Origin of the sequence: Micromonospora sp. AB353 (assembly GCF_049538395.1) — a bacterium.
Classification (GTDB): domain Bacteria; phylum Actinomycetota; class Actinomycetes; order Mycobacteriales; family Micromonosporaceae; genus Micromonospora; species Micromonospora aurantiaca.
In genome coordinates, this window is record NZ_JBMVFV010000057.1 from 1 (window position 1) to 26,964 (window position 26,964).

Consider the following 26,964-nt stretch of genomic DNA (forward strand, 5'->3'; position numbering starts at 1 on the left):
CGGACTGCTCACGCTCCAGCGCTGAGCGCGTACCCCGAGATCTGGAGAGCCCGGCCCCGCGACCACGCGGGCCGGGCTCTCCGGCGTCCCGCCCGACGGCGATCGTTGCCCTGGAGGCAACGACGGTGGCCCGGTCCGTCGTTGATCGGCACCGCCCCGCCCGGGAGGCTGGAGCCGTCACCACCTCCCGAGCGAAGGGTTGGACAGATGTCCTTCCAGGCATACCTCGACGCGATCGAGGACAAGACCGGCAAGACCCCGCGCACGCTCGTCGACCAGGCCAGGGAGCGCGGCTACGACGCCGCCGACGTCAAGGCCGCCGTGATCGTGGGCTGGCTCAAGGACGAGTACGGACTCGGCCGGGGACACGCGATGGCTCTGGTTCACGTGATCAAGAACGGGCCGAAGATCAGCGCCAAGCACGTCGGAACCACCGGATCCCATCGCGACGACACCGACACGCTGTGGCTGGACGGCAAGGCCGCCCGAGCCTCCGCGTAGCGGCTGTGGACAGCGGCACCTATCGTTCGCCCCATGGGAGCGATCAAGCCGTGGCACCTGTTCGTCCTGACGCTCTGCTGCCTGCTGCCGCTCATCGCGGCGGTGGCGGCGGTGGTGTGGACACGGCGGGGCCGCCGCTGACCCGTCACCGGCCGGCGGCGAACTCCTCCACCGCGGTGCAGACCCGCCCGAGCGCCTCGGCCGAGGCCGCCAGCGGTCCGGGCACCATCATCGAGTGGTCGGCGTCGGCGACCTCCACCACGTACGGCGTGAGCCGGCGCGCCACCGCACCGTCCCAGAACTGATCGCCGGTGCCGCCGGCCAGCAGGAACGGCGCGGTGGCCCGGCCCAGCGGCTCCCGTACGGCGGGGTCGGTCAGCAGCGGCGTCAGCCAGACCGCCGGGATGCCCCGGTCGGCGGCGAGCGGCGCGGCGAAACTGCCGAGCGACTTGCCCACGAGCAGGTCCACACCGGCGTCGAGGACCGGATCCAACTGCTCGGCGACCCACTCCGGCGCGCTGTCGAGGCGCAGCTCACCCAGCGATCGCCAGGTCACCTCGTGTACCTCGAAACCGAGCCGGCGCAACGCCTCCCCGATGTAGACGAAGAGCGGTCCCCGGGTGTCGTAGCCCCGTCCCGGTGCGAGTACCGCGCGCCGATCCGCCATGATCGCCTCCCTCTCGTTCGATCGATGCGTCACGCTAGTGCCTCGTCTCGATCGATGCTGTCCGCCGTTCCGGAGAGCCGCAGTCGCGAGTCGTGCTCGGAACGGTGTCGCCTTTCGGACGTGCAGTTCGGCTCCGTGCGGCGGATGGCCAGGCGAATTGCGGTTCGGTCGGGTTTCCGATCGGGCCATGCGGGGATCGCCGTCCGAGGCGGCTCTATTGTGTCGGGGCCCCGACATCTGGCCGCAGGTGGTATGCGCGGCCGTGTTTCCGGGGTGTGGACGACAATTATCCTGATTGCCGGAATGTGTCGTCGCCGTCCGCCCGGCGGATCGCCTGCTGCTGCGCCTACCTGCTCCATCGCCGATGGGTGCCCGCAGGGTGGAATGCGATGCCGTGCGGCCGGGGCGGGGCGGATTAGGAGTGCGTCGACCTGCTGTTCCGAACGGAGGCTAAATACCCTCAGAATCATAGGTGATATCGGGCTACGGCTCGGCGGTGTCCGGTTCGAGCGCTTGGGGCCGCTACGGCGGCTGTGGGTGAGTAATGACCGCTTTTGTGGAATCTCTTATGCGATTCAGCGGCCCCCGATTAAACGGCGATGCGATAGTATTGACGCCGATCGAGGAGATCGATTCGGGCGGTCTGATCATCTTCAGGGATCGTGTCGCAACCGTCGAGCGACCGTTCATCGGTTCACCACCGTCCGCTGGTCGGCTCCCATCGGCTACCGACCGCGGAGGGATGATTGGTCCGGCTTGCGATGCCCGGCAGAGTCAGCCGAGTCGACGCGGGACCAGCGTTGCGGGGCGCGGCTGTCGCGGTGCTGGTCTGTGTGATGTTGGGCGGGAGCCTGGTCGCCGCAGTTCGGGTGATGCAATCCGGTGATCCGGAGACCACGCTCTTCGTCGCTACCGCTCTGGCTCTGGTCTGTTCCTACGGCACCGCCGGGATGATCCTGATCGGGTCGGCCGCCAACCCGCTGACCGGCATGCTGTTCTTCGCCGTCGCGATGGTGTGGCTGGCCCGCAGCGCCGGGCCACTGCACGGTGAGACGGGCACCGGAGTGGCCGCCGTCGCGCACCCGCTGATCTGGACCCTGCTGGTGGCCATCCTGGTCACCCAGCCGCGCGGCCGTACGCCCACCCGGGCGGACCGCGTCCTGCTGGCCGTCGCGCTCGGCGGGCTGCCGCTGCTGGTCATCGACAGCTATACCGCACCGGCCGGCGCGATCGACCCGTGCCTGGCCTGCCTTCCCGAACCGGGCTGGGCCGCCGCGCCGTACCAGCCGGTGGTCGCGCGGATGGTGGTCACGGTGGTGGCGGTCTGGCTCGCCGTCCACCTGGTCAGGCGGTGGCAGGGCGCGCAGCGGATCGTCGTGCTCCCGGGCGTCCTGCTCTGCCTCCAGGTGGGCACCGCGGCGATGGTGCCCTTGTTCACCACCCCGTCCCATCCGGCCTGGCTGGTGAGCAATGCGGCAGGTGTGGTCCTGCAGATCCTGATACCGCCACTGGTGCTGCTGGCCAAGGCTCGCGGCTGGCGGGCCGACGCCGCGCTCTGGGAACGTCGATACGAGCAGGAGGCGCGCAACGGCCGGCACCGGGCGCGCAGCGAGATCGAACGGGATCTGCACGACGGCGCGCAGCTACGGCTGGTCAACGCGACCCTGCTGTTGCAGATGGCGCGGCAGACGATGCGGGACACCACCGAGGCGGACGCCCACCTGGACGCGGCGGTCACCGAACTCGCCATGGCACTCACCGAGTTGCGGCTGCTGAGCCGAGGGATGCGTCCGCCCGCGCTGGAGCGGCGTGAGCTGCACGAGGCGCTGGCCGTCCTGACCACGAACACGCCGGTGACGGTGCGGATCGAGGGCCGGCCCCGCCTGGTTCCGCGTGAGGTGGCGGAAGCCGCCTACTTCGTCGCGGCGGAGGCGTTGACGAACGCGGTCCGGCACGGAGGCGCCTCGACAGTGGTGATCCGGATGCGGATGGAGCAGAACTGCCTGCACCTGGAGGTGTGCGACGACGGCTCCGGCTCGACCCGGACCCTCGAGGACGAAGACTGCCTGAGTCACCTCGGCCGCCGCGCCGAGGCACTCGGCGGCCGGCTGGAGTGGGAGAGCCGACCCGGTGTCGGCACGACGCTGCGGACGGTGATCCCGTGCGCATCGTCATCGCAGACGACGCGGTGCTGATCCGGGAGGGCCTGTCGGCCCTCCTACGGCAGGCCGGGATGACGGTGCTCGCGGCGGTCAAGGACGCGCACGAACTGCTGGACGCGGTGGCCGGGCACCGCCCGGACGCGGTGATCGTCGACATCCGGATGCCACCGACCTACACCACCGAGGGGCTCGCGGTCGCCGAGCGGATCCGGCGGGACTACTCCGGCATCGCGGTGCTGGTCCTCTCCATGCACATCGAGACGGAGTACGCGCTGGCGATCGTCAACTCGGGTGAGGGTGGCGTCGGATATCTGCTCAAGGAGCGCATCCTCGACGTCGAGCAGGTGGTCACCGCGTTGCGTGAGCTGGCGAGCGGTGGAGCGGTCATCGATCCGGCCCTCGTCGAGGAGCTGATGGCCCGGCGCCGGACGGGCGGCCGGATCGACCGCCTGACCGTCCGGGAGCAGGAGGTGCTGGCGCTGATGGCGCAGGGGCTCACCAACCGGGCGATAGCCGACCGACTACGTCTGAGCAGCAAGACCATCGAGTCGTACGTGACGAGCATTCTGGAGCGTCTGCAGATCGACTCGGCGGAGGGAGTGCACCGGCGGGTGCGGGCGGTGCTGATGTACCTCCGGTCGAACACCTCCGCCGGATGGGGACCCTAGGCCCGCCCGGGGATGAGCCGGTGAAATCCGGCTCGCCGAGGGAGGGATTCCCCGGTACCCGCGACGTTCGCCCATCGCTACGTTTCAATCACTGTCCGCTTGTCGCATGACCACGTGCGTGCGACGGCAACTCGGGGGAGAGTTGATGCAGAACGAAGCCGTGGAACCGAAGCCGGCGGCCGTCGAGGCCGAGGCTGCGGGCTGGCGCCTGGCGGCGCGGGTGATCAGAGCCGCACGCGACGAGGTGCTCGCGCTGATACCCGCCAACTGTGCGCTGCTGTCCGATCAGGAGCCGGGCCGGGCCTGGCCGCACCGGGCGGGGTGGTCCGGCGCGGCCCGGGTGCGCGCGGTGGTGGCCGGGGAGACCCTGCTGGACCGGGGCGCCCGGCTGCGGGCCCTGCTGGGCGTCCGGGCCGACGTGCGGAGCGGCAAGCACTCGCCGACTCTGATGGTCGTGCTGGACCGCAACCTGGCGATCGTGTCGCGGGGCGGGGCCGCGTCACCGCTGGCCGTACGCTCGCCGACCGCTGTGCAGGCGCTGACCACGATCTTCCACCACCACTGGTCCGAGGCGCGGGCGGACGTGAGCGACCTGCACGGCAGGCTCAACCCGTTGCAGCGTGACGTGCTGCGGCGGTTGTCCGGCGGCGCCACCGACGACGTGGTCGCGCGGGCGCTGGCCGTGTCCACCCGTACCGTCCAGCGGCAGGTCACGCAGATCATGCAGATGGTCGGTGCCCGGAGCCGGCTCGAACTCGGCATCAAGCTGGCCGCGCACGGCCTCTACGAGCGGCCGCCGCTACGACAGGCGGTCTGAGGAACCCTGAAGGTGGCGGCACCGGAAGCGGTGCCGCCACCTTCGTGGTCCCGCGCACCGGCGCGGAAGCTCGCGCTACGCGCACTCCACCAGGCCGGAGCGGATGGCGGTGACCACCGCCGACGTCCGATTGGTGCAGCCGAGCTTGAGCAGCACCCCTGCCACCAGCCGCTTCGCGCCGTGGTCGGAGATCTTGAGGCGTCGCGCGATCTGCTTGTTGCTCAACCCTTCGACAAGCAGCAACAACGTCTCGTGCTCGCGCGGCGTCAGCTTGATGGGCGCCATCGACGAGGGCGTACGGCGGATGCCGGCCCGGGCCAGCAGTTGCTGCGCCAGGACGGCGGGCATCGGCACCTCGCCCGTCATGATCGCCCGGAGCGCGTTCTCCAAGGTGCGACCGGACAGGTCCTGCTGGAGCAGGAAGCCGTCCACCACGACACCGTCGGCCAGCACCGCCTCGGCGGCGTGGGCGTCGTGGATCAGCATGACGATCTTGCTCTCCGGGGCGATCAGCCCGGCGGCCGCGATGCCCGCGACGCCGTCGGCAGCGTTGACGACGAGCACTTCCGGTCGCTTGTCGACGGCCTCGGTCAGCAACTCGGGCATCGAGCGGTAGGAACGGACGGACGTGGTCAGGGCCAGGCCGCGCAGTGCCACGCTGAGACCGTCCCGCAAGATGTCGTTGATCATGACGAGTGCGATGCGCAGGCTTGCCGACTCGCGGTGCGGATGGTGTTCGACGATCGTCGCGGTCATGACCGCGCTCCTCTCACTCGGAGTCACACGAATCATCGAAACGGACGGCGGCACACCCCTTCCAGGACCATGTCTCGTTCCGGACATGCTCCGGAGGTCAACCGCCGTCACACGTCTCCAGCAGGCTGCCGAGCACCTTGCCGAACTCCGGCGAGGCCAGATAGTTGCGAGCGCCGCGCAGCCGAGGGTCGCAGTCGAGTGACACCCTCCCGGTGACGCCGGCCGGACCGGTCCCGGCCGCCAGGAGCAGCGTGTCCTGCACGTCGGCGACATCCACCCAGACGGCCGGCCCGGAGGCGGGCGGTCCCACAGCCGGGGGATGCGGTGCACCGAGGGTGATCAGCGCGGGAGCGGCGGCACCGGCGTCGGCGAGGGCCAGCGCGGCTGCCACCCCGCCCAGGCAGTGGCCGATCACGATCTCGGTGTCCGGGGTGAGCGCGGCGCGTACGGCGTCGATCGCGGGATGCCCGGCCGCCGCGCCGGTGGCGAACGCCAGCACCTGACGCAGGGTGCCGGTCAGCTCCTCGGCGGTCAGGCCGCAGAAGTATCGGGACCAGGCCAGCCGGCCGGCCAACGCGTCCACGCCGACCGGCTCCGCACCGGCCTCGGTGTCGAAGGTGGCGGCCTGCCAGCAGCGCCGCAGCAGTGCGGTCTCGGCGGCCGGATCGCTGTCGCCGACGACCGGCACGCGGTCCGGGGCGTCGAGGTTGACCAGGGCGGCATCCGGCGCCGCCGCGGGATGGCCGGCCAGCGCCAGACCGTCCTCGACGGAGCCGATCCACTCCCGGCGGACCGAGTCGTCGGAGCGCCGCGGTCCGCCGGTGCCGTGCACGATGAGCAGCCGGGACATCCGTTCTCCCTCTCAGACGAAGCCGGTTCAGGCGGGCGCGGGCAGCCGGTAGCCGTACCGTGCGACCCGGTCGGCGAGGTCGGCGAGGTCGTCGTCGGCCCCCGGGCCCTGCCGCCAGGCCTGCAGGTAGCGGGTGTTCGTGTCCCGGTCCAGGCCGCCCACGTCGAAGGCGGGTGGAAGGCCGGCGAAGGCCGCGATGCCCCTCAACGTGCGGTCCGGGTCGTCCATCAGGTCCTCGTAGCGGACGGTCAGCATCGCGTCGACGTGGGCGGCGTCGGCCCGGGCCAGCTCGTGGGCGTGCAGCCAGTGCTCGACGAGCTGCCGTACGGTGAGCGCCGGCGTCCACTTCCGGGTGCTCATCGCCACCGCGACCGGGTGCCGCATGACCAGCACGAACCGGGAGCCCGGGAAGAGCCGCTGGAAGAACCGGAAGCGCAACAGGTTGGGCGGCGACTTCTCCAGCACCACCGGGCGGCCGGGATCCAGGTAGCGCCCCCACTGCTCGCGCAGCAGCCGGGCGGTGGCCGGGCCGGCCAGCTCGTGGTGCTCGGTCATGTGCGCCCCGGGCGCGTACGCGAACCGCCCCGGGCCGCCGTGCTGCTCGTCGTAGGGGCAGACGGTCTGCAGGTACTGGCCCTCGTCCATCGGCGCGCCGGTCTGCCGGAACCCGGCCACCTGCGGATTCGTGCCGACCAGCGCGGCCAGCAGGGTGGTGCCGCTGCGGTGCAGGCCACCCATGATCAGAAAGCGCCGGCGTGTCACACGACCTCCGCGAAGCTGTCGGGGCGAAGGGCCTCGCCGACCGCGCGGCCGAGGGTCGCGTACGCGGGGGCCCAGGCGACGAAGCTGCCCCGCCGCCGGGTCGGCAGCGGATCGGGATGACTCAGGTAACCGCCGCCAGTGGCGGTGACCAGCGCCCGCCCGGCAGCGGTGTCCCAGTCGTAGACGTCCGCGTTCGCGGCCACGTCGGCGCGGCCCGCCGCGACGTACGCCAGCGCCAGCGCGGACGAACCGAGGCGTCGCACGTCCGCGGCGGCGGTGAGCAGCGCGGCCAGCAGGTCGGTCTCGGCGGTGGACGGCGGCCCCCCGGCGTTCGGGATGTCGCACAGCGCGAGCGGTGGCGCCGACGACGCGGAGGTACGCGTGGGCAGCGGAGCGCCGTTCAACCACGCGCGGCCGTCCGCCGCGGTGAACAGTTCCTCGCGCAGCGGGTCGTAGACGCAGCCGCCCACCGTACGACCGCCGATCCGCAGGCCGATCGACACGCAGAAGAACGGGATGCCCCGGACGAAGTTGTAGGTGCCGTCGATCGGGTCGACGAGCCACACCGGATCGTCCGGACCGGTCGGGGTGCCGCCCGGCCGGCCGCCTTCCTCGCCCACCACCGTCGAGCGCGCACCGACGCCACCCAATGCGGCGCGGATCAACGCCTCGGCGGCCAGGTCGGTCCCGGTCACGACGTCGTGGGCCGCCTGCTTGCGGGACACCTCCACCGGGTCGCCGAACCGCTGCCGGACCAGGCGGCCGGCGTCCACGGCGGACTGTGCCGCCACGTCGATGAGGTCCTGCACGGTGCTGGTCACGGCGCCACGCTAACCGCGTCCGCCTCGGTGCCGCGCTGCCCGGACGTGTCAGCCGTCCGGGCATGCCCATTCGTCGTGGCCGATGGAGGCTCCCGGGCCCGGCGCCGGATCCCGAGCATGGGCGGAAAGCGGTCCGCGGTCGGCGTGACCGGTGGAGCGGCCGCACCCGAGAGGCGGAGCGATGGCAGAGAGTTCAGGCGACGGCCGACGTTTTGGGCGTACGCCCGACCGGCCACGTGGTGCCCGGCACTGGGCCGCTGAGCAGGAGGTGATCGGGCCCGGCCTGCAGGCGGTCATGCTCTGGGCGCAGTTGTGCGTCGAGTCCGCCGCCGGCGCGGTCCTGGTCGACGTGGACGGCAACGAGATCATCGACTTCCAGGGAGCCGGCGGGGTCAACTCGATCGGCCACGCCAACCCGCGCCTGATCGCCGCCCTCACCGCCGAGCTGGCCACCGCGCCGGCCGGCGCGTTCGGGTCGGCCGGCCGCCGGGCGATGGCCGAGTCGCTGCGCGGGTTCCTGCCGCCGCCGCTGGACCGGATCCAGCTCTACAGCGGCGGCACCGAGGCGGTGGAAGCGGCGCTGCGGCTGGCCAAGTCGGTCACCGGCAAGCACGAGTTCCTGTCGTTCTGGGGCGGCTTCCACGGCAAGACGCTGGGCAGCCTGGCGCTCACCGCGGGGGCGCGGACCGGTCTCGGCCCGCTGCCCTCCGGCTATTTCAGCGCACCGTACGCCAACTGCTACCACTGCCCGCTGAAGATGACGTTCCCGAGCTGCGGCTACGCCTGCGTCGAGACCGTGCGGGACACCATCAAGGAGAACTCCACCGGCTCACTGGCGGCGCTCGTCGTCGAGCCGGTGCAGGGCCGGTCGGGCAACGTGGTGCCGCCACCGGGCTACCTGACCGCGCTGGCCTCGGTCGCCGGCGAGTTCGACGCGTTGCTGATCGTCGACGAGATGATGACCGGGTTCGGCCGTACCGGTGAACCGTTCGCCTTCATGCGCGACGAGGTGACGCCGGACATCGTCACCGTCGGCAAGGGGATGGGCGCCGGATACCCGGTCACCGGGGTGATCTCCACAGCGGATCTGATGGCCGCCAGCCCGTTCTCCGACCCGAGCGCGAGCTCGTCCAGCTTCGGCGCGTTCCCGCTGGCCTGCCGGGCGGTCGCCACCACCACCGACGTGCTCGTCGACGAGGACCTGCCCAGCCGCGTGGGCAAGCTCGGCGCCGAGATGCTGGCCGCGCTGGAGCCGCTCGTCGACGAGTCCCCGCTCGTCGGCGACGTCCGGGGCGCCGGGTTCGCGATCGGCATCGAGCTGGTCGCCGACAAGCGGTCCCGCCGGCCGCTGGACAAGGACACCTTCCGGAAGACGTTCCTGGCGTTGGTCGACGCCGGGGTGCTGGTGATGACCGGAGGCACCACGCTGCGCCTCTACCCACCGCTGAACGTGGACGCGGAGCTGGCCGAGCAGGCCGTCGAGATCATCCGCCGCGTCCTGATCGACGGCGTGGCGTCCCAGCACCTCGAGGAGGTACCGGCATGAGGATCGCCGTCATCGGTTTCGGCACCGCCGGGGAAGGGCGACTGCACGCCTACCGTACGGTCACCGCCGGCCGGGTCGTCGCGGTGCTCGACCCGTCGCCGGAGCGGCGGGCCCGGGCCCGCCAGCTCGACCCCGGCGTGGCCACCTACCCCACGCTGGCCGAGCTGCTCGCCGCCCAGCCGGTGGACGCCGTCGACATCTGCACCCCACCGAACCACCACGTCGAGCTGGAACGCGAGGCGCTCGCCGCCGGTCTGCACGTGATCTGCGAGAAGCCGGTCGCGGTACGCACCGACGAGGCACTCGACCTGATCGACCTGGCCCGGGACCGGGGCCTGCTGCTCTACCCCGCCCACAACTACGGCTTCTCGCCGATGATGCGGGTGCTCACCGGCGCGGTCGCCGGCGGACGGCTCGGCGGCCCGTTGCGGGCCCGGTTCCGGATCGCCCGCGACTCGCACGCGCGCGGGGTGCCCGGATGGCAACCGGACTGGCGTCGGGACATCTCGGTGGCCCGGGGCGGGATCATGCTCGACCACGGGACGCACTGCGCGTACATGGCCACCCAGCTCTTCGGCGAGGCGCCCCGGACGGTCTCCTGCGTCGCGCAGTGGGCGGACGGCGACGCCGCCGGCGGGATGGACGTGGCCGCGCGGCTGGACCTGGAGTTCGGCGACGGCGGGACCTGCGAGATCGATCTGAGCTGGGTCAGTGACACCCGGTCGAACCGTTACCTGGTCAGCGGCCCGGACGGTGCCGCCGACGTGCACGACGGGATGGCCGAGGTGCGTACGGCGGACGGGCTGGAGCGCACCGACCTGGCCCCGCCGAACCGGGACCAGACCCACCAGGAGTGGTTCCCCGGCATGTTCGCCGACTTCGCCGGCCTGATCGCCGCGGGCACCGGCTGGGACCGGCCGATGCGGGAGGCCGTCACCACGACGGCGCTGATCGAGGCGGCCTACCGGTCGGCGACCCGCGGTGGGGAGCCGGTCGTGCCGGCCGGTCTGTCGGCCGCGGAAGCGCGGTGACGGCCAGCGAGATCCGGCTCAGCGTGGCGATCATGCACCATCCGCGCCGGCGGGAGCGCATCCCACCGCTGGTGCGCGACTGCGCCCCGCTGACCGCCCGGGTGGTCACCGATCCGGACCCGGACGGGGTGCCCAGCCCGTTGCGTACCGCGAAGGTGGCCTGGCGCTCGGTCGCCGACGGCGCCACCCACCACCTGGTGCTGCAGGACGACATCCGGCTGATCCGGAGCTTCGCCACCCAGGTCCACCGCGCCATCGCGGCCCGCCCGGAACACGGCATCTCGCTCTACTCGCACTGGGACAGCCCGCAGAACTCGTACCTGGTCCGTCGCGCGGTGATCGCCGGCTGGCCGTTCGCGCCGCTGTCGCTGTTCGAGTGGACCCCCACCCAGGGGTTCGTCCTGCCGGCGCGGGTGGCCCGGGAACTGGCCGACTACCTGGCCGGCATCCCGGACGACGTCAAGGACGACGACGAGATGGTGGTGATGTTCTGCCGGGAGGCCGGCATCCCGGTCGTCGGGACCGTGCCGCACCTGGTCGACCACCGGTTCGACCCGACGATCGTCGGGCATCCGGGCCGGTTCCACGCCACCGTCTTCCTCCCCGCTCCGGCCCTGTCGCCGACGTACTGGCAGTTCAGCGCGAGCGCCGAGGAGGCCCTGGCACGGCGGTGCCGCTCCGACGAGAAGCTGCCCTACACCGTGCAGCTGCATCGCAGCCGGTGCCTGTTGCGGCCGCTGCGGCCCGGCACCGGGGAACCCGTCGAACACGGTTTCGGCTGGTACTGGGCCGACCACTGCGGCCTGGTCGGGCTGTCCGTGAACCAGGTGGTGGACGGGTTCGACCGCCTGCTCGGGGTCACCGGCCTGCCCTCGGGCCTGCACTGGCGACTCGCCCTTGAGGTGTGGGCGGCCGGCTACCTGCTCGGCGCGGACGCGGTGACCGTCCGCCGCGGCGAGGCGGACGGGGTCTGGCCCCCGGCAGCCGTCGGTGCCGGGCTCGCCCAGGCCGCGATGACCAGTTGGATCACCTCCGGGCTGGCCGAGCCGGACGCCGCCGGCCTGACCGTGGAACGACGGGCGGCGCTGGTCGCCATCGGCCTGGCCGGTGTGGCGCAGGGCTGGCTCGGCGGCTGGCAGGAGACGCCGTGACCGCCTGGCATACCTGTTCGGCTACCCCAACCGCCCGCTCGATCGAGCCTTCTGCACATGCCGGATCCGGCGCGACGCTGGGTCCGGCACGTCACCGACCCACGGGGAGCGCCTGATGCCCGACCACGAAACGTTCGTCGACCTGCTGCAGGAGCGTGCCGCCGTCCACCCGGAGCGACCCGCGCTGATCTTCGACGCGGACCCCGGCTCGGGCGACGCCGAGGTCCGCACGGTGTCGTGGGCCGACCTGGCCGCCCGGGCCCGGCAGATCGCCGTGCTGCTCGCCGACACCGTCCGCCCCGGTGACCGGGTGCTCGTGCTGAACGAGCCCGGCACCGCCTTCGCCGAGAACTTCCTCGGCGTCCAGCACGCCGGTGCGATCCCGGTCCCGGCCCCGCTGCCGGACGGATATCGCCGGCAACGGGACCGGCTCGCCGGCATCGCGCACGACGCCCAGGTGGCCGCGGTGGTCACCGACGCCGCGGCCCTCGACGCGGTCCGCGACTGGGCGGCCGAGTGCGGGCTGTCCGCCGTACCGTGCCTGGCCTTCGACGACGTACCCCTGGAGCGGGCGACGGCATGGCGGCGGCCGGCCGTCGACGGGGCCACCATCGCCTTCCTGCAGTACACCTCCGGCTCCACCAGCGACCCCAAGGGCGTCGTGGTGGACCACGCGAACCTGCTGCCCAACCTGCGGGCGTTCAACGAGATCCTCGGTGGCGGCGAGGGCGTCCGCGTCGGCGGATGGCTGCCCATGTACCACGACTTCGGCCTGATCGGGCAGTTGCTGGCCCCGCTCTCGCGGGGCGGTTGCAGCGTCGGGATGTCGGCCACCACGTTCCTCAAGCGCCCCGGCACCTGGCTCCGGCTGATCGACCGGCACGACATCGAGATCTCCCCGGCACCGAACTTCGCGTACGACCTGTGCACCCGGCGGATCACCGACGAGCAGATCGCCGGCGTCGACCTGTCCCGGTGGAAGCGCGCGGTGAACGGCTCGGAACCGGTGCAGGCGGCCACCCTGGCCGCGTTCGGCAGTCGATTCGCCGCCGCCGGGCTGCGGCCGGACGCCATGTGCCCCGGGTACGGCCTGGCCGAGATCACGCTCAGCGTCAGCGGCGCCACCATCGGCCGCCCGCCGGTGGTGCTCACCGTCGACGCCGAGGAACTGGAACGGAACGTCGTGACACCGGTCGGAGCCGGTCACCCGGAGCCGGTGCGGGAACTGGTCAGCAGCGGCGAGTCCACCCCGGAGTTCGACATCAGGATCGTCGACCCCGCTACCCGGCTGCCGCAACCGCCCGACCGGATCGGCGAGATCTGGCTGCGTGGCACCAGCGTGGCGCGGGGCTACTGGGCCAACCCGGAGGCCACTCGGGAGGTGTTCGGCAACGAGCTGGCCGACGGCGAGGGCGGCTTCCTGCGTACCGGGGACCTGGGCCTGCTGCGCGACGGCCAGCTCTACGTGACCGGCCGGATCAAGGAACTGCTGATCGTCAACGGCCGCAACCTGTACCCGCACGACATCGAGGTGACGGTGCGCGCCGTGGACGAGAGCCTGTCCCGGGGTGTCGGTGCCGCCTTCACCGTGGAGGTGCCGCACGAGGAACTGGTGGTGGTGCAGGAGTGCCGGGCCCGGTCCCTCGACCCGGCGGCCCGCGCCGCCGTGGTCACCGCCGTCCGCCACGTGCTGTCCCGGGAGTTCGGCACCGGCGCGGTCAGCGTGGTGCTGGTCCGCCCCGGCACGGTGCCCCGCACCACCAGCGGCAAGATCCAGCGCGGCCTGGCCCGGATGCTCTTCCTGACCGGTGCCCTCGGCGCCGAGCACGAGGAACTCACCGACGGCGTGCGGGCCGCGCGCCGGACCGGCGACCCGGTGCGGGCCTGAGATGGCCGCGCCCACACTGCCCCTGGCCGCTGCCGTGGCCCGGCACCTCGACGAGCGGCTGGGCGATCCGGACGACGCCGACGTCGTCTTCAACCACGCCCGGGTCGCCGCCGCGGACGAGAGCGAGGCGTTCCCGGCGGAGATCTGCGCGCACCTGGACCGGCTCGGCCTGCCGGCGCACTACGTCCCGGCCGCGTACGGCGGTGAACTGCGCGGCTTCGACACCCTGGTCCAGGTCCTGCGGGTGGTCGCGCGCCGGGACCTGACCACGGCCATCGGACACGGCAAGACGTTCCTCGGCGCGGCCTCGGTCTGGGCCCGGTCGCCGCGCGACGAGGCGGACCTGGCGCAGGCCCGCGCGCTCGCCGGCACGGTCCTGGCCGGGGTGCCCGTCTGCTGGGCGCTCACCGAACCGGGTCACGGCAGCGACCTGCTCGGCGGCGAGGTCTCGGCGCTCCGGAGCGACGGCGGGTACCGGGTGACCGGGACGAAATGGCTGATCAACAACGCCACCCGGGCGGGTGTGGTGTGCCTGCTGGCGCGGACCGACCCGGACGGCGGGCCACGCGGGTTCACCGTGCTGCTCGCGGACAAGCGGGAGCTTCCCGCGCACTCGTACCGGTGCCTGCCCGGGGAGCCGACCCACGGCATCCGGGGCGCCGACATCAGCGGGATCACCCTCGACGACGCGTGGGTGCCGGAGACGGCCGTGGTCGGTGCGCGTGGCGCCGGGCTGGAGACGGTGCTGCGCGCCCTGCAACTGACGCGTACCACCTGCGCCGCGCTGTCGCTCGGTGCCGCCGACCACGCGCTGGCGCTGGTCCGGCGATACCTGACCGACCGCCGGCTGTACGGGCGGCGGCTGGCCGACGTGCCGTACCTGCGGCGCGGGGTGGGCCGGCTGCACACCATGCTGTTCCTGGCCGAGGCGGTGACCGCCCTGGTCAGCCGGGCGGCGACGGCGGAGACCGAGGAACTGGGCGTGCTCGCCCCGGTGCTCAAGGCCTTCGTGCCGGCGCTCACCGACGAACTGATCGGCGGGTGCGGCGAGCAGCTCGGCGCCCGTGCCTTCCTGACCGGCATCCCGGACTACGGACGCTTCCAGAAGGTGGAGCGGGACCACCGGATCGTCGGGATCTTCGACGGCAGCACCCCGGTCAACCGCAACGCGCTGATCAACCAGTTCCCGCAACTGGCGCGGGGCTGGCCCGGCGACCCGGTGGACGTGGCCCGGCTGCGGTCGCTGGCCGACCTGCGGGTGCCGGTGCCCGAACTGGACCCGGACCGGCTCTCGCTGGCCGCCGGACGCGGGTGCCTGCCGTTGCGCGGGCTGGCCGCGGCGGTGCCGGCCGTCCGCGCGGCCGGCGGCCCGGCGGCCCGGGCCGAGGCGCTCCTGGCCGCGACCGAGCTGCTGCACACCGAACTCGCCGGGTACCGCCCACGGCCGCACGACGTGGAACCCGCCGCCTACGACCTGGCCCACCGGTACGAGCTGTGCGTGGCCGGCGCGAGCGCGGTGCACCTGTGGCTGCACAACCACGAGCACGCCGGCGCCGACCCGCTGTGGGTGGACGGGCTGTGGCTCGACGCGGCGCTGACCTGGGTGCTGCACCGCCTCGGCGTCGCGCCGGACCATCCCGAGGGCTACGACCGGGTGTACGCGTCCCTCGCCCCGGACCGTCGCCCCTCGGTGCTCGACCTCGACGGCGCCGGGGAGGCGTGATGACCACCGTGCGGGATCTGGAGAGCCGCTTCGGTGATCCGTGGGACCCGGCGAACCCCCTCGGGAACCGGGCCGTGCTGGCGGCCGACGAGCGGCAGGAGATGTTCGCCGACGGTGAGCGGGCGCTCGACGACTTCGGACTCAACGCCGAGTTCGTACCGGTCGCCCGGGGCGGCCGGATGACCGGCCTGGACCGGCTGATCCGGACGATGCGCTCGGTGTTTCGGCGGGATCCCTGCCTGGGCCTCGGTTACGGCGCCAGCTCGTTCATCGCCTCGGTCAACGTGTGGGCCGGCGGCGACGAGGCCCAGCAGCGACGGCTGGCGGAGCTGCTGCTCTCCGGCCGTCGGGTGGCCTCCGTCTACCACGAGCTGGCACACGGCAACGACTTCGCCCGGGTGGACTTCCGGGCCGACCCGGGGCGGCCGGGCGAACTGCTGCTCACCGGCCGCAAGGAGGTGGTCACCAACGCGCAGCGGTGCAGCGCGATGGTGATCTTCAGTCGTACCTCGGACGCGGCCGGTGGCCGCAGCCACACCCAGTTGTTCGTGGAGAAGGACGCACTGCCGCCGGGCGCGCTGCGGTATCTGCCGCGGTTCCCCAGCAGCGGGATGCGCGGGGTGCAGCTCGGCGGGATCGAACTGGACCGGTGCCCGGTCGACGCGGGCGTGGCCCTCGGGCCACTCGGCTCGGCCATGGAGGTCGCGCTGCGTTCGTTCCAGCTCACCCGGACCGGGCTGCCGGCGATGACGCTGGGCGTGCTGGACACCGGCCTGCGCGCGGTGCTGCGATTCGGCGAGGACCGGTGGCTGCGCGGACGGCCGGTGGGCGCCATGCCGGTGGTCCGTACCGCACTGGCCGAGGCGTTCACTGACCTGCTGATCGCCGACTGCCTGTCCACCACAGTCGCCCGCGCCGTGCACCTGCTGCCCGAGGACACCAACGCGTACGCCTCGGCCGTCAAGTACGTCGTGTCCGGCCGGTCCATCCGCGCCATGACCCGGCTCGGTGAGCTGCTCGGCGCGCAGAGCTACCTGCGCACCGGCGAGTACGGCATCTTCCAGAAGTTGCAGCGCGACCTGGCGCCGGCGGGATTCGGGCACGCCGCCCGGGTCGCCTGCCTGGCCACCGTCCTCCCTCAGCTCCCCCGGCTGGCCCGGCGATCCTGGGCGACCGGCCAGGAGCCACCGCCCGCCCTGTACGACCTGGACGCCGATCTCCCGGCCCTGCCGTTCGACCGGCTGCGGATCGCCTCGACGGCCGACCCGCTCACGGCGCAGTTGCTCGCCGCCGCCGAGACGATGCCGGCCGGCGACGAGCGGCTGCGCGGACTGGTCCGGCGCTTCACCACCGAGCTGGCCCGGCTGCGTGCGGCGGCGCTCGGCCTCCGCCCGGCGGACCTGGCGATCGGCGGCGACCCGGCGGCGCTCGACCTGACCGCCCGCTACACCACGGTGCTGACCGCCGCCACCTGCCTGAACCTCTGGCTGGCCGAGCAGCGCCACCCGGGGACCTTCCTGGCCGACCCGGCCTGGGTGACGGCGGCCCTGCTGCGGCTGGCCGACGAACTGGACGGCACGTCCCGGTCGCTGCCGGCCGCGCTGGCCGGCCCGATCCACGCGGAGCTCGCCCGCCGGTACACCGCCGGCCGGGCCTTCGACCTGTCCGACAGCGTGCTGCCCGACCTTCCAAGGAGCCGGAATTGACCATCTTGCCGAACCACCGGGCCGTCGGACAGCTCCGTCCGTGGCTGCGGGACCGCGTCGCCGACTTCACCAACCGGGACCCGGCCACCATCGACACCGCCACGCCCCTGGCCGACCTGGGCCTCGACTCGGTGTACGCGCTCGCGCTCTGCGGTGAGATCGAGGACCACCTCGGGATGCCCCTGGAACCGACCATCGTGTGGGACCACCCGAGCATCGACGCGCTCACCGAGTACCTGTCCGGCCTGCCGCTGGACGCCGGGACGTGACCGCCCTCGAAGCGGTCTCCGCCTACCTGCCGCCGGAACGGGTGCCGATCGACTCGCTCGCCGGTGAGCTGGGGCTGACCGACACCCAGGTCCGGATGTTCCGCCGGTACTACGGGCTGGCCGAGGTGCTGCGGGAACCGACCGGCACGATCACCGATCTGATGCTCAACGCCGCGGCGAAACTGTCCGAACTGCGCGGCCGCGAGTCCCAGGTCCGGTACGTGGTGCAGGCCCGGACCCTGCAGGCGATCGCGCCGTACCCCGAGGATCCGCTGCCCGACGTGGTGCGGGCCCTCGGCCTGCGGCACGCGCGGGCCTTCGCGGTCACCCAGCACGCCTGCGCCTCCGGGCTGCTGGCCGTCGAGATGGCCGGCCGGCTGCTCGCCGAGGACGGCGAGCCCGGCGCGCTGGCCCTGGTCTTCGTCGGTGAGAAGGCGTTCACCCCGTCGGCCCGGATGATCCCGGGCACGGCGCTGATGGGGGAGGGCTGCGCCGCCGTCCTGGTCGGCACGGGCCGGCGCGACCGGCTGCTGTCGTACGCCTCGGCCATGCACGGCGAGTTCAACGCCGGGCTGTCCCTGACCGCGGCGATGTCCCTGGAGTTCCAGCAACGCTATCCGGACGCGCTCGCCGAGGTGATCCTCGCGGCGGTGGCGCGCGCCGGGATCACCGTCGCCGACCTGGACGTGGTGTTGCCGCACAACGTGAACCGGGTGTCCTGGGTGCGGGTGGCGCGCAAGGTCGGGATCCCGGTGGAGCGACTGTTCCTGGACAACATGCCGGTCACCGGCCACTGCTTCTGCGCCGACTCCTTCCTCAACTACGTCGCGGCCCGCGAACTGGGCCGGCTTCGGCCCGGCGACCGCTACCTGATGGCCGCGGTCGGGCTGGGGTCGACCTTCGCCGCCGCGGTCTTCGAGCACTGATAGGACGCTATGACGACGACACGGGAACCCTTCGTCAGACGGCTGCGGACGGCGTTGCTGGGCACCGACCGGATCCCCCTGGTGTTCCTCGGCAACTTCGAGGTCGAGCAGCGGTGGGGCGGTGACGAGCCGGGCCTGCCGCGCGTCGCGCTGACCGCCGGCGACGCGATGGTGAACCGGATGGACGAGTTCGCCCTGCTGCTGGCCGGTCCGGACGACTACGTGGTGCTCAAGGAGCGGCCGGACCCGGAGCACCTGGCCCATCTGGAGACGCTCGGGACGGCCCTGCCGCATGTGCTGACCACCGACCGTCAGGACCCGCACCGCACGGTGACCCAGGACGCGCTGGACAGCCCGGCCCTGCTGGCCCGGTTGTCCGCCCTGGCCGGGGCGGCCGCGATCGTCCCGCACGGGGTCTCCGCCGACGAGGAGGCGCTCGCCGCGCGGACCGGTGTCGCGCTGGCCGGGTCGCCGGCGGCCGTCTGCAAGGCCGTCAACGGCAAGATCTACAGCCGGCGGATCGCCACCGAGCTGGGGCTGCGCCAGTCCGCGGGCTGGATCTGCGAGACCGTCGAGGAACTGGACGAGGCGGTCGAACACGCCCGCGCGCTGCTCGCTGCGGGGCGGCCGGTGGTGCTCAAGGACTCGTACGGGGTGTCCGGCAAGGGCCTGCTGCTGATCCGGGACGCGGCGCGGCTGGACCAGATCCACCGGACGCTGCGCCGCCGGGCCGACCGTTCCGGCGATCGGCGGCTGGCGCTGCTGGTGGAGGAGTGGGTCGCCAAGACCGTCGACCTCAACTACCAGTTCACCGTGTTCCGCGACGGCGGGGTGCACTTCGACTTCGTCAAGGAGGCGGTCACCGCCAACGGCGTACACAAGGGTCACCGGATGCCGGCCGGGCTGACCGCGCGGCAGGTCGAGGTCGTGACGCACAGCGCCGCGGTGCTCGGCGCCCGGCTGGCCCGCGACGGCTACCACGGCGTGGTCGGGGTGGACGCGATGCTCGACCCGGAGGGCGGCGTCTACCCGGTCGTGGAGATCAACGCGCGGCACAACATGTCGACCTACCAGGTCGGTCTCCAGGAACACCTGGTGCCGGCGGGCTGGTACGCGCTGGCCCGGCAGTACCCGCTGCGCCTGGCGCGGCCGCTGCGCTTCGGTGAGGTCCGCGACGGGCTCGGCCCGTGGCTGCTGAGCGCCGCCGGTGGGGCCGGGATGGTGGTGCAGAACTTCTCGACGGTGAACGCCCTGGTGCGGGAGGGCGCGGGAGCTGCGGACGGCCGGCTGTACGGCCTGCTGACCGCGCCGACGGCCGACGAGCTGACGGCGATGGACGCCGAGATCGCGGGCCGCCTGGCGGCCGTGGCGGAAGGAACACGACGGTGACCGGAGAAGTGACGATCCAGGGCGTGGCCATGTCCGAACTGGCCGAGCGGTTCGGCACGCCCCTCTACGTGTACGACGGGGACAGCCTGCGCGGGCAGTACCTGGGGCTGCGTGAGCGGCTGCACCCGGCGATGGAGATCTTCTACTCGCTGAAGGCCAACCCGAACGTGGCCGTCTGCGCGCTGCTCGGCGCGCAGGGCGCCCGGGCGGAGGTGTCGTCGATGGTGGAGCTGCGTACCGCACTCGCCGCCGGGGTGGCCCCGGGCGACATCATCTTCCTCGGCCCCGGCAAGAGCCGCGCCGAACTCGAGGCGTGCCTGTCCGAGGGCGTCTTCGCGCTGGTCTGCGAGTCGTTCGGGGAACTTGCGGTGATCGACGAGCTGGCCCGGGAGCGGGGCGTCATCGCACCGGTGATGCTACGGGTCAACCCGAGCTTCGCGGTCAAGGGCTCCGGCCTCACCATGGGCGGCAAACCGCGCCAGTTCGGGATCGACGAGCAGCAGCTCTTCGACGAGGCCGACCTGGTCAAGAACCATCCCGGGGTACGCGTCCTGGGCGTGCACGCCTACCTGGGCACCCGCATCCTCGATCCCGAGGTGGTCGCCGAGAACGCCCGCCGGATCATCGACCTGGCCGAGCGGCTCGCCGAGCGGCTGGACTTCGTCCTGGAGGCCGTCGACGTGGGCGGTGGCCTCGGGGTGGCCTACTTCCCCGGCGAACCGGACCTCGATCCGGCCGCGGTCGCCGGCCTGCTCAACCCGGTGGTCGAGACGTTCCACGCCGCGCACCCCGGGGCCCGGCTGCTGCTGGAACTCGGCCGGTACCTGGCCGCGCCGTGCGGCACCTACGTCACCCGGGTGCGGTACGTGAAGAGTTCGATGGGGGAGCGCTTCGCGGTCACCGACGGCGGCACGAACCACCACATGGCGGCCGTCGGCATCGGCTCCTACGTGAAGCGCAACTTCCCGATGCGGCTGCTCAACCGGGCCGGCACGGACGCCGGCCCGTGGAACGTCACCGGCCCGCTGTGCACGCCGAACGACACCGTCGGCCGCAACGTGGAACTGCCCGAGCTGCGGCCGGGCGACCTGGTCGGCGTGCTGCGCTCCGGCGCGTACGGCCCGAGCGCCTCACCGGTGCTCTTCCTCAGCCACGGCCACCCGGCCGAGGTGCTGGTGGACGGCGGCCGGGCCCGCCTGGTCCGCCGCCGCGACACCGTCGAGGATCTGCTCGGCCCGCAGATCCTCGACTGACAACCCATCCCGACCGGCACACAGGAGGCCCGCCATGACCATGGCTTCGGAAGCCACAGTCGACCGCGCCGCGGTCGTCGACCACATGATCGACGCCGTCGTCGCGGTGCTGAACCGCGACTCGGTCCAGGTGACCGAGCAGACCCGGCTGATGGACGAGCTCGGGTTGGACTCGACGAACGTCCTCGAACTGCTCATGCACATCGAGGACCGGCTGAACGTCGTGATCGACTCGGACACGCTGGAGCAGCACCACTTCGAGTCGGTCGGCACGCTCGCCGACTACGTCATCGAGCAGGGCCTGGCCTGACGCCGATGTTCCTGTCCATCGCCCCGGCCCCGTCGGTCCGTACCGGCCGGCTCCGGCCGACTCAGGTGATCGCCCGCCGGTTCGACCCCGATCCGGAGCCGTACCGGGGCGATCCGCTGCTCGAGGAATACCTGTCGGACATGACCGAGCTGTACGGTCGTCGCTTCGACCGGGATCGGCACGCGGCGGCCGCCCGGAACTCGTTCACCGGGATGGCGGACCGCCTGGTGCGCGATCTCGACCTCGCGGTGCCGGTGGATCTGATCGCCATCGCGCACTCCACCCCGGACGGCGACCCGCGCCGGGTCACCGCCTGCTACCTCAACGAGCTGGTGCAGGGCGACCCGCTCGCCTTCGCGGTGTCCGACCAGGGACCGGCGGCGGCGTTCACCGCCCTGCGGCTGCTCGGAACCTACTCCGGCGACTTCCCCGGCTGCCGGGCGTTGCTGCTGATCCTGGAACAGACGACGATCCCGTACGAGGTGGTCGGGCCCCGGTATCCGGTTCCCGGCCACGACGTCGGGGTGGCGGTGCTGCTCGAACCGGCCGGCTCGGACGGGACATCAGTGCACCAGCGACCGGACGTGTCGCCGGCGGCGGCCGGGACGCTGCTCGACGAGCTGGTGCCGGCGGACGCCGTCCTGATCACCGGTCCCGGCCTGACCGCCCGGGGTCAGGCGGTTCCGGCACCGGGGCTGGGGGCTGCGGGTGTCTGGGCCGAGTTCGCCCGGCAACGGGCGGGTACCGCCGGGCCGATCGCGGTGGCGGACCACGACCCGGTCTCGGGCACCCTCTGCGCGGCGGTCTTCGCCGGCTCGGACCCGGAGGCGCGGTCGTGATCGCCGACGAGGCCCGCCGCGGCGCCCGGACCGGCGGGCTCACCGCCACGCTCACCGCGATGCACGCCGCGCTGGCGGACCGGGTCCTGCCGTGCGGTCCGACCGGGTGCTGCGTGCTGCCCGAGTCGGCGCTGTACGACGCCGGCCGGGTCTGGACCGGGGACACCGTCGCCGCCCTGGACCCGGCCGCCGTGGAGCGGCTCGGCACTGTCGAGACGCCGGACGGCCGGCTGGCGGCCGTCCGGTACCGGGGCGCACCCGGGCCGGCCGGCGCGCCGGCGCCCTGGCCGGACTGGCTGGCCGCGCTGGCCGGGCTCCGGCTCGGGCTCTCCGAGGCCCTGCTCGACGTCACAGTCGCCCACCTCGGTGACCGCCGCGCCGGTGACACCCCGCTGCTGCTGCAACAGATGATCAAGGGTGCGCTGGCGGACGTCGTCACCGAGCAGATCGAGATCAAGGTCCGGCTCACCGGCACGCCGCCACCGGCCGGATCCCTGGCCTGCCTGCACCGGCAGATCACCGTTGCCGACCGGATGCTGCTGCGCCTGCTCGGAGCCAGCGGGTTCACCGCGGACGGACCGGGCGCGGTGGTCGACGCCTCGGAGTTGCTGGCCGACGCCTGGATCGGTGGACAGGAGTGGACGCCGTGATCGAACTGGACGACCGGCTCACCGCCGCCCGGGCCCACGCCCGGGACTGGGCGCGCGACCTGCGCTCGACGGCACTGGAACTGGACCGTGACCCGGACACCGTGTACCGGTGCCTGGACAACCCGGCCGTACGGCACCTGTCCACCATGCTCATCCCGGCGCCGTGGCTGCCGGACCGGACGCTCATCGGCGGGTACCGGTTCGACGGCATGACGGCGATGGAACGGGTGGTGTTCGCCGAGGAGATCGCCGCCGGGGACGCCGGCATGATGCTCGCGTCCCCCGGCGCCTCGCTGTCCGGGGTGCTCGTCGACCTGCTCGCCGACCGGGATCAGAAGGAGTGGTTCTACGGCCGGCTGCTGGCCGCGCCGACGTGGACCTTCTTCGCGCTGACCGAGCCCGACCACGGCTCGGACGCGGGCGCGATGGGCACGAGACTGGACCCCGACGGCGAGGGCGGCCTGCTGCTGCGGGGCGCCAAGCGCTACATCGGCAACGGCGCCCGGGCCCAGGTCGGCGTCGTCTTCGCCCGGGACCGGCCCGGTCCGCTCGGCGCCACCGCGGTGCTCGTCGAGACCGGCGCGCCCGGCTTCAAGGCCGAGCCGATCCCGACGATCGGCCTGCGCGGCGCCCAGCTCAGCGCGATCACCCTGGACGGCGTGCCGGTCCCGGAGAACCGGGTGCTCGGCCGCCACCTCAGCCCCACCCGGCGCGGCGTGTGGAGCGGCGTGCAGATGTTCAACCGTCTCCGGCCGGGCGTGGCGGCGATCGCACTGGGCATCGCCCGGTCCGCGCACGACTACGTCACCGAGCAGCGCGGCTCGCTGTCCAAGGCCGACCGGCTGCGCTGGGAGCGGACCGGCCGGCGGATCGACGGCGTACGGCAGCTCATCTGGCGGGCCGCCTCGATCGTGGACGCCCAGCCCGCCAACGGCCACCTGGCCTCGGCGGCGAAGGCCCGGGCGGCCCGGCTGGCCGAGGAGGTGACGCTGGAGGCGCTGGAGTACTTCGGTCCCGGCGCACGGCTCACGCAGCCGATGCTGGACAAGCTGATCCGCGACGCCCGGGGCGTCGAATTCATGGAAGGCACCGGCAACATCCAGCGACTCAACACCTTCCAGGGCCTCGTCCAGGGCAAACTCGACCGTGACTGAGCCGGGCGGCGTCGACGTCTGGACCGTCCACCTGGACCGCGACGTCGACGCCGCCCGATGGCTCGGCGCGGCCGAACTGCGGCGCGCCGCGGACATCGGCGATCCGGACGGGCGCCGGCGCTTCGTCGTGGCGCACTCCGCCCTGAACGGGATCCTCGCCGGGCGGCTGGACCTGCGGCCCACCGCGCTGCCGCTGCGCCGCGAACCGCTCGGGCGGCCGTACCTGCCGGGCGTTTCGCTGCATTTCAGCCTGGCGCACGCCGGGGAACGGGCGGTGATCGCGCTCGCCGGCCGTGAGGTCGGCGTGGACCTGGACCGCCCCCGGCCCGGGCTGGACCCGCGGCGGATGGCCGAGCGCTTCTTCACCCCCGCGGAGGCCGCGCTGGTGGCGGCCGCCGGTACCGGGGCCTACGCCGCGTACCTGCGGTTCTGGACCCGCAAGGAGGCGTGTGTCAAGGCCGCCGGCGCGCGTCTGGCGCTCGGGCTGCGGCTGCCGGTACCCGGCGCGGCGAGCGGTGCGGTGGTCCGTGATCCGTCCGGCCGGCTGCCCGGCGCCTACTTCCTGCGGGACCTGCCCGACCACGGCGCCTTCCGCGGAGCCGTGGCGCTGGCCGGAGCGGAACCCGCGGTCTGCCACCACCACGAGTTCCGGAGCGATCTGAGGCGGGGACCGTGACGGACGACGACGGGGGAGCCGGACGCCGGCTCCCCCGTCACCCGTCGGTCAGCGTTCGACCTCACCGCGGATGAAGCGCTCGACGGCGTCCCGGGCGGCGGCGTCGTCGTACTGCTCGGGCGGCGACTTCATGAAGTACGAGGAGGCGGAGAGGATGGGCCCGCCGATCCCCCGGTCCATGGCGATCCGGGTCGCCCGGACCGCGTCGATGATCACGCCGGCCGAGTTGGGCGAGTCCCAGAGTTCGAGCTTGTACTCCAGTTGCAGCGGCACGTCGCCGAACGCCCGCCCTTCCAGGCGGACCAGCGCGTACTTGCGGTCCTCGAGGAACGGCACGTAGTCGCTGGGGCCGATGTGCACGTCGCCGGCGGCCATCTCGTGGGGCACCTGCGAGGTGACGGCCCGGGTCTTGGACAGCTTCTTCGACGCCAGCCGGCGACGCTCCAGCATGTTCATGAAGTCCATGTTGCCGCCGAAGTTCAGCTGGTAGGTGCGCTCCAGCCGGACCCCGCGGTCCTCGAAGAGCTTCGCCAGCACCCGGTGGGTGATGGTGGCGCCCACCTGCGACTTGATGTCGTCGCCGATGATCGGCACGCCGGCCTCGGTGAACCGGGCCGCCCACACCGGGTCCGAGGCGATGAACACCGGCAGCGCGTTGACGAACCCCACGCCCGCCTCCAGCGCGCAGCGGGCGTAGAACCGGTCGGCCTCCTCCGAGCCCACCGGCAGGTACGACACGAGGACGTCGGCCCCGGAGTCGCGCAGTGCGCGAACCACGTCGACGGCCTGCTCGTCGGACTCCTCGATCATCTCCAGGTAGTACTCGCCGAGACCGTCGAGCGTCGGGCCACGCCGCACGACGACCCCGGACGGGGGCACGTCGCAGATCTTGATGGTGTTGTTGCCACTCGCGACGATGGCCTCGGACAGGTCCCGGCCCACCTTCTTCGCGTCCACGTCGAAAGCGGCGACGAACTCGATGTCGCCGACGTGGTAGTCGCCGAAGGCGACGTGCATGAGGCCGGGAACGGTGTCGGTCGTCCTCGCGTCCCGGTAGTACTCGACGCCTTGCACCAGCGACGCGGCACAGTTGCCGACCCCGGCTATGGCGACGCGGACTGCGCCCACGTGGTGCCTCCTTCTCTCTGCGACAGAACTCGATTCAACCGATCCGCTCGTCCCGGTCTCCACCTCGATGTCCTGAACAGGACATCGACGGCGGTCCGGGCGCGCGCGTACGCCCCGGACGGCCGCCGGGGCCGCATACTGGGGACCGTCGCGCGTTGAGGAGCCGATCGTGCCGTTGTCCATGCCTCTTCCGGCCACCGTCCGGACGCGGGCACGACCCGCGCGGCTGCCCCGAAACGCCACGCTCTGGCTGGACGGGCTGATCGCGGTGGCCGTGTTCGTCGGCACCGCCCTGCCGGTGACGTTCTCCGAGGACGGCGAGGTCTGGCACATCCTGGTGGCCGCCGGCGCGTCGCTACCGCTGATCTGGCGCCGGCGGGCCCCGCTGCTCACCACGGTGACTGTGGGCCTGGCGATCAGCGTCCTCGGGCTCTCGCACCAGATGCCGCCGCTGCCGTTCGGGCCGCTCGTCGCGACGTACACGTTCGCGTCGCTGAGCCCGTCCCCCTGGCGGCAGGTCGCGATCGGGGTGCAGGCCGTGGGCGTGGTCGTCTCACTCGTGGTCCCGGGTGAGAACGCCGCCACCTTCGGGTACGTCGGGATGGCGTACGTGGCGGCGTACAGCATGGGGATCGCCTCCCGCGGACGCGGCGACCGGATCGCGGTGCTCGAGGAACGCGCTGCCCGCCAGGAGGAGGAACGAGCCGCCGCCGCCGCGCGCGACCGCAACCGGATCGCCCGCGAGGTGCACGACATCGTGGCGCACACCGTCGCGATCATGGTGGTCCAGGCGGAGGCCGGGCCGGTGGTGGCCCGCACCGACCCGGCCCGGGCCGAGAAGACCTTCGAGGTGATCGCCGAGAGTGGCCGGTCCGCCATCGCCCAGCTCCGGCGGTCGCTGGCCGCGCTGCGCTCGGCGGAGGGCGAGGAGCCGCCGGCCCCGGTCCCGGGGGTGGGTGACGTACCGCGACTGCTCGGCGAGGCGCGCCGGGGCGGCCTGGAGGCGGCGCTGCGCTGGCGCGGGCAGCAGCGGCCCCTGCCCGCCGACGTGGACGCCACTGTCTTCCGGGTGGTGCAGGAGGCGCTGACGAACACCATCCGGCACGCGCGGGCGTCGATGGTGGACGTGCTGATCGAGTTCAACCCGCTCGAAATCCGGGTCACGGTGACCGACGACGGCATCGGTGCGGTGGATGTCGGCGGCGGATACGGAATGATGGGCATGCGGGAGCGGGTCACCGCCTGCGGTGGTGAGCTGTGCGTCGGAGCGGGTCCCGGCGGCGGCTTCACCGTGAGCGCCGTCCTGCCCACTGAGTGAGCT

At 72.8% G+C, this 26,964-nt stretch carries 26 protein-coding genes; 20 read left to right on the plus strand and 6 right to left on the minus strand.

Annotation, left to right across the window (positions count from 1 at the left end; genetic code table 11):
* The first annotated feature begins 207 nt into the window (after positions 1-207).
* A complete protein-coding gene (locus ACPCK6_RS21195) occupies positions 208-501 on the plus strand; it encodes a DUF4287 domain-containing protein (protein WP_318336103.1) in 294 nt (97 codons plus the stop codon).
* 145 nt (positions 502-646) lie between these two features.
* Here the strand turns inward: ACPCK6_RS21195 and ACPCK6_RS21200 are convergent, their stop codons facing one another.
* Positions 647-1,168, minus strand: a complete 522-nt coding sequence (locus ACPCK6_RS21200) for an alpha/beta hydrolase (RefSeq protein WP_423482000.1) — start codon at positions 1,166-1,168, stop codon at positions 647-649.
* 872 nt (positions 1,169-2,040) lie between these two features.
* Here ACPCK6_RS21200 and ACPCK6_RS21205 point away from each other — a divergent pair.
* The 3 genes from ACPCK6_RS21205 to ACPCK6_RS21215 all read left to right on the plus strand — a co-directional run bounded on the left by ACPCK6_RS21205 (position 2,041) and on the right by ACPCK6_RS21215 (position 4,815).
* Positions 2,041-3,363, plus strand: a complete 1,323-nt coding sequence (locus ACPCK6_RS21205) for a sensor histidine kinase (protein ID WP_423482001.1) — start codon at positions 2,041-2,043, stop codon at positions 3,361-3,363.
* Positions 3,330-3,998, plus strand: coding sequence for a response regulator transcription factor (locus ACPCK6_RS21210; protein ID WP_396884284.1), 669 nt, complete (start codon positions 3,330-3,332; stop codon positions 3,996-3,998). Before ACPCK6_RS21205 ends, ACPCK6_RS21210 begins: the two co-directional genes overlap by 34 nt.
* Before the next feature lie 145 nt (positions 3,999-4,143).
* Positions 4,144-4,815, plus strand: coding sequence for a helix-turn-helix transcriptional regulator (locus tag ACPCK6_RS21215; RefSeq protein WP_318336099.1), 672 nt, complete (start codon positions 4,144-4,146; stop codon positions 4,813-4,815).
* Positions 4,816-4,890: 75 nt separating this feature from the next.
* On the opposite strand, the gene ACPCK6_RS21220 is transcribed toward ACPCK6_RS21215, so the two are convergent.
* From ACPCK6_RS21220 to ACPCK6_RS21235, 4 genes are all read right to left on the minus strand, one after another.
* Positions 4,891-5,571 (minus strand): LuxR C-terminal-related transcriptional regulator, encoded by a 681-nt coding sequence (locus ACPCK6_RS21220; RefSeq protein ID WP_167796949.1) that lies wholly within the window; start codon positions 5,569-5,571, stop codon positions 4,891-4,893.
* Positions 5,572-5,668: 97 nt separating this feature from the next.
* Positions 5,669-6,421, minus strand: coding sequence for a hypothetical protein (locus tag ACPCK6_RS21225; protein ID WP_396884283.1), 753 nt, complete (start codon positions 6,419-6,421; stop codon positions 5,669-5,671).
* Positions 6,422-6,448: 27 nt separating this feature from the next.
* On the minus strand, positions 6,449-7,183 hold the full coding sequence (locus tag ACPCK6_RS21230) for a sulfotransferase family protein (RefSeq protein WP_423482002.1): 735 nt from the start codon (positions 7,181-7,183) through the stop codon (positions 6,449-6,451).
* The gene (locus ACPCK6_RS21235) at positions 7,180-8,004 is read right to left on the minus strand and encodes an inositol monophosphatase family protein (protein ID WP_423482003.1); all 825 of its coding nucleotides are present in this window, start codon (positions 8,002-8,004) and stop codon (positions 7,180-7,182) included. The genes ACPCK6_RS21230 and ACPCK6_RS21235 overlap by 4 nt, the downstream gene beginning before the upstream one ends.
* Before the next feature lie 181 nt (positions 8,005-8,185).
* On the opposite strand from ACPCK6_RS21235, the gene ACPCK6_RS21240 reads away from it, so the two are divergent.
* From ACPCK6_RS21240 to ACPCK6_RS21310, 15 genes are all read left to right on the plus strand, one after another.
* Complete coding sequence (locus tag ACPCK6_RS21240; protein WP_396884280.1) at positions 8,186-9,550, plus strand: aspartate aminotransferase family protein; 1,365 nt, start codon at positions 8,186-8,188, stop codon at positions 9,548-9,550.
* On the plus strand, positions 9,547-10,581 hold the full coding sequence (locus tag ACPCK6_RS21245; protein WP_396884279.1) for a Gfo/Idh/MocA family protein: 1,035 nt from the start codon (positions 9,547-9,549) through the stop codon (positions 10,579-10,581). The genes ACPCK6_RS21240 and ACPCK6_RS21245 overlap by 4 nt, the downstream gene beginning before the upstream one ends.
* Positions 10,578-11,732, plus strand: a complete 1,155-nt coding sequence (locus ACPCK6_RS21250; RefSeq protein WP_396884277.1) for a hypothetical protein — start codon at positions 10,578-10,580, stop codon at positions 11,730-11,732. Before ACPCK6_RS21245 ends, ACPCK6_RS21250 begins: the two co-directional genes overlap by 4 nt.
* 115 nt (positions 11,733-11,847) lie before the next feature.
* Entirely contained in the window at positions 11,848-13,620 is a 1,773-nt protein-coding gene (locus tag ACPCK6_RS21255) for a fatty acyl-AMP ligase (protein ID WP_423482004.1), read from the plus strand.
* A gap of 1 nt (position 13,621) precedes the next feature.
* A complete protein-coding gene (locus ACPCK6_RS21260; protein ID WP_423482005.1) occupies positions 13,622-15,343 on the plus strand; it encodes an acyl-CoA dehydrogenase family protein in 1,722 nt (573 codons plus the stop codon).
* Positions 15,343-17,049, plus strand: a complete 1,707-nt coding sequence (locus ACPCK6_RS21265) for an acyl-CoA dehydrogenase family protein (RefSeq protein WP_423482006.1) — start codon at positions 15,343-15,345, stop codon at positions 17,047-17,049. Before ACPCK6_RS21260 ends, ACPCK6_RS21265 begins: the two co-directional genes overlap by 1 nt.
* Positions 17,046-17,318 (plus strand): acyl carrier protein, encoded by a 273-nt coding sequence (locus ACPCK6_RS21270; RefSeq protein WP_423482007.1) that lies wholly within the window; start codon positions 17,046-17,048, stop codon positions 17,316-17,318. The genes ACPCK6_RS21265 and ACPCK6_RS21270 overlap by 4 nt, the downstream gene beginning before the upstream one ends.
* On the plus strand, positions 17,315-18,244 hold the full coding sequence (locus ACPCK6_RS21275; RefSeq protein WP_396884273.1) for a ketoacyl-ACP synthase III family protein: 930 nt from the start codon (positions 17,315-17,317) through the stop codon (positions 18,242-18,244). Before ACPCK6_RS21270 ends, ACPCK6_RS21275 begins: the two co-directional genes overlap by 4 nt.
* A gap of 9 nt (positions 18,245-18,253) precedes the next feature.
* Positions 18,254-19,633, plus strand: a complete 1,380-nt coding sequence (locus ACPCK6_RS21280) for a preATP grasp domain-containing protein (protein ID WP_423482008.1) — start codon at positions 18,254-18,256, stop codon at positions 19,631-19,633.
* Positions 19,630-20,886 carry a diaminopimelate decarboxylase gene (lysA, locus tag ACPCK6_RS21285; RefSeq protein ID WP_423482009.1) on the plus strand — a complete coding sequence of 419 codons (1,257 nt, stop codon included), beginning with the start codon at positions 19,630-19,632 and terminating at the stop codon, positions 20,884-20,886. Before ACPCK6_RS21280 ends, lysA begins: the two co-directional genes overlap by 4 nt.
* Positions 20,887-20,920: 34 nt before the next feature.
* The gene (locus ACPCK6_RS21290) at positions 20,921-21,196 is read left to right on the plus strand and encodes an acyl carrier protein (protein WP_209310374.1); all 276 of its coding nucleotides are present in this window, start codon (positions 20,921-20,923) and stop codon (positions 21,194-21,196) included.
* Positions 21,197-21,201: 5 nt separating this feature from the next.
* Complete coding sequence (locus tag ACPCK6_RS21295) at positions 21,202-22,035, plus strand: hypothetical protein (protein ID WP_423482010.1); 834 nt, start codon at positions 21,202-21,204, stop codon at positions 22,033-22,035.
* Positions 22,032-22,685, plus strand: coding sequence for an acyl-CoA dehydrogenase family protein (locus ACPCK6_RS21300; RefSeq protein ID WP_423482011.1), 654 nt, complete (start codon positions 22,032-22,034; stop codon positions 22,683-22,685). The genes ACPCK6_RS21295 and ACPCK6_RS21300 overlap by 4 nt, the downstream gene beginning before the upstream one ends.
* Entirely contained in the window at positions 22,682-23,839 is a 1,158-nt protein-coding gene (locus ACPCK6_RS21305; protein ID WP_423482012.1) for an acyl-CoA dehydrogenase family protein, read from the plus strand. The genes ACPCK6_RS21300 and ACPCK6_RS21305 overlap by 4 nt, the downstream gene beginning before the upstream one ends.
* The gene (locus ACPCK6_RS21310) at positions 23,832-24,515 is read left to right on the plus strand and encodes a 4'-phosphopantetheinyl transferase family protein (protein WP_423482013.1); all 684 of its coding nucleotides are present in this window, start codon (positions 23,832-23,834) and stop codon (positions 24,513-24,515) included. Before ACPCK6_RS21305 ends, ACPCK6_RS21310 begins: the two co-directional genes overlap by 8 nt.
* 48 nt (positions 24,516-24,563) lie before the next feature.
* On the opposite strand, the gene ACPCK6_RS21315 is transcribed toward ACPCK6_RS21310, so the two are convergent.
* Positions 24,564-25,643: an inositol-3-phosphate synthase gene (locus ACPCK6_RS21315; protein WP_423482014.1), complete on the minus strand. Its 1,080-nt coding sequence runs from the start codon at positions 25,641-25,643 to the stop codon at positions 24,564-24,566.
* Positions 25,644-25,812: 169 nt separating this feature from the next.
* On the opposite strand from ACPCK6_RS21315, the gene ACPCK6_RS21320 reads away from it, so the two are divergent.
* The gene (locus tag ACPCK6_RS21320) at positions 25,813-26,961 is read left to right on the plus strand and encodes a sensor histidine kinase (RefSeq protein ID WP_396884266.1); all 1,149 of its coding nucleotides are present in this window, start codon (positions 25,813-25,815) and stop codon (positions 26,959-26,961) included.
* The last annotated feature ends 3 nt before the right edge of the window (positions 26,962-26,964 follow it).

What these genes read in the sequence shown, in the direction of transcription:
- ACPCK6_RS21195 (WP_318336103.1), top strand. Translation starts at nt 208, where the DNA reads ATGTCCTTCCAGGCATACCTCGACGCGATCGAGGACAAGACCGGCAAG.
- ACPCK6_RS21200 (WP_423482000.1), bottom strand. Translation starts at nt 1,168, where the DNA reads ATGGCGGATCGGCGCGCGGTACTCGCACCGGGACGGGGCTACGACACC.
- ACPCK6_RS21205 (WP_423482001.1), top strand. Translation starts at nt 2,041, where the DNA reads ATGCAATCCGGTGATCCGGAGACCACGCTCTTCGTCGCTACCGCTCTG.
- ACPCK6_RS21215 (WP_318336099.1), top strand. Translation starts at nt 4,144, where the DNA reads ATGCAGAACGAAGCCGTGGAACCGAAGCCGGCGGCCGTCGAGGCCGAG.
- ACPCK6_RS21220 (WP_167796949.1), bottom strand. Translation starts at nt 5,571, where the DNA reads ATGACCGCGACGATCGTCGAACACCATCCGCACCGCGAGTCGGCAAGC.
- ACPCK6_RS21225 (WP_396884283.1), bottom strand. Translation starts at nt 6,421, where the DNA reads ATGTCCCGGCTGCTCATCGTGCACGGCACCGGCGGACCGCGGCGCTCC.
- ACPCK6_RS21240 (WP_396884280.1), top strand. Translation starts at nt 8,186, where the DNA reads ATGGCAGAGAGTTCAGGCGACGGCCGACGTTTTGGGCGTACGCCCGAC.
- ACPCK6_RS21245 (WP_396884279.1), top strand. Translation starts at nt 9,547, where the DNA reads ATGAGGATCGCCGTCATCGGTTTCGGCACCGCCGGGGAAGGGCGACTG.
- ACPCK6_RS21255 (WP_423482004.1), top strand. Translation starts at nt 11,848, where the DNA reads ATGCCCGACCACGAAACGTTCGTCGACCTGCTGCAGGAGCGTGCCGCC.
- ACPCK6_RS21260 (WP_423482005.1), top strand. Translation starts at nt 13,622, where the DNA reads ATGGCCGCGCCCACACTGCCCCTGGCCGCTGCCGTGGCCCGGCACCTC.
- ACPCK6_RS21265 (WP_423482006.1), top strand. Translation starts at nt 15,343, where the DNA reads ATGACCACCGTGCGGGATCTGGAGAGCCGCTTCGGTGATCCGTGGGAC.
- ACPCK6_RS21280 (WP_423482008.1), top strand. Translation starts at nt 18,254, where the DNA reads ATGACGACGACACGGGAACCCTTCGTCAGACGGCTGCGGACGGCGTTG.
- ACPCK6_RS21290 (WP_209310374.1), top strand. Translation starts at nt 20,921, where the DNA reads ATGACCATGGCTTCGGAAGCCACAGTCGACCGCGCCGCGGTCGTCGAC.
- ACPCK6_RS21295 (WP_423482010.1), top strand. Translation starts at nt 21,202, where the DNA reads ATGTTCCTGTCCATCGCCCCGGCCCCGTCGGTCCGTACCGGCCGGCTC.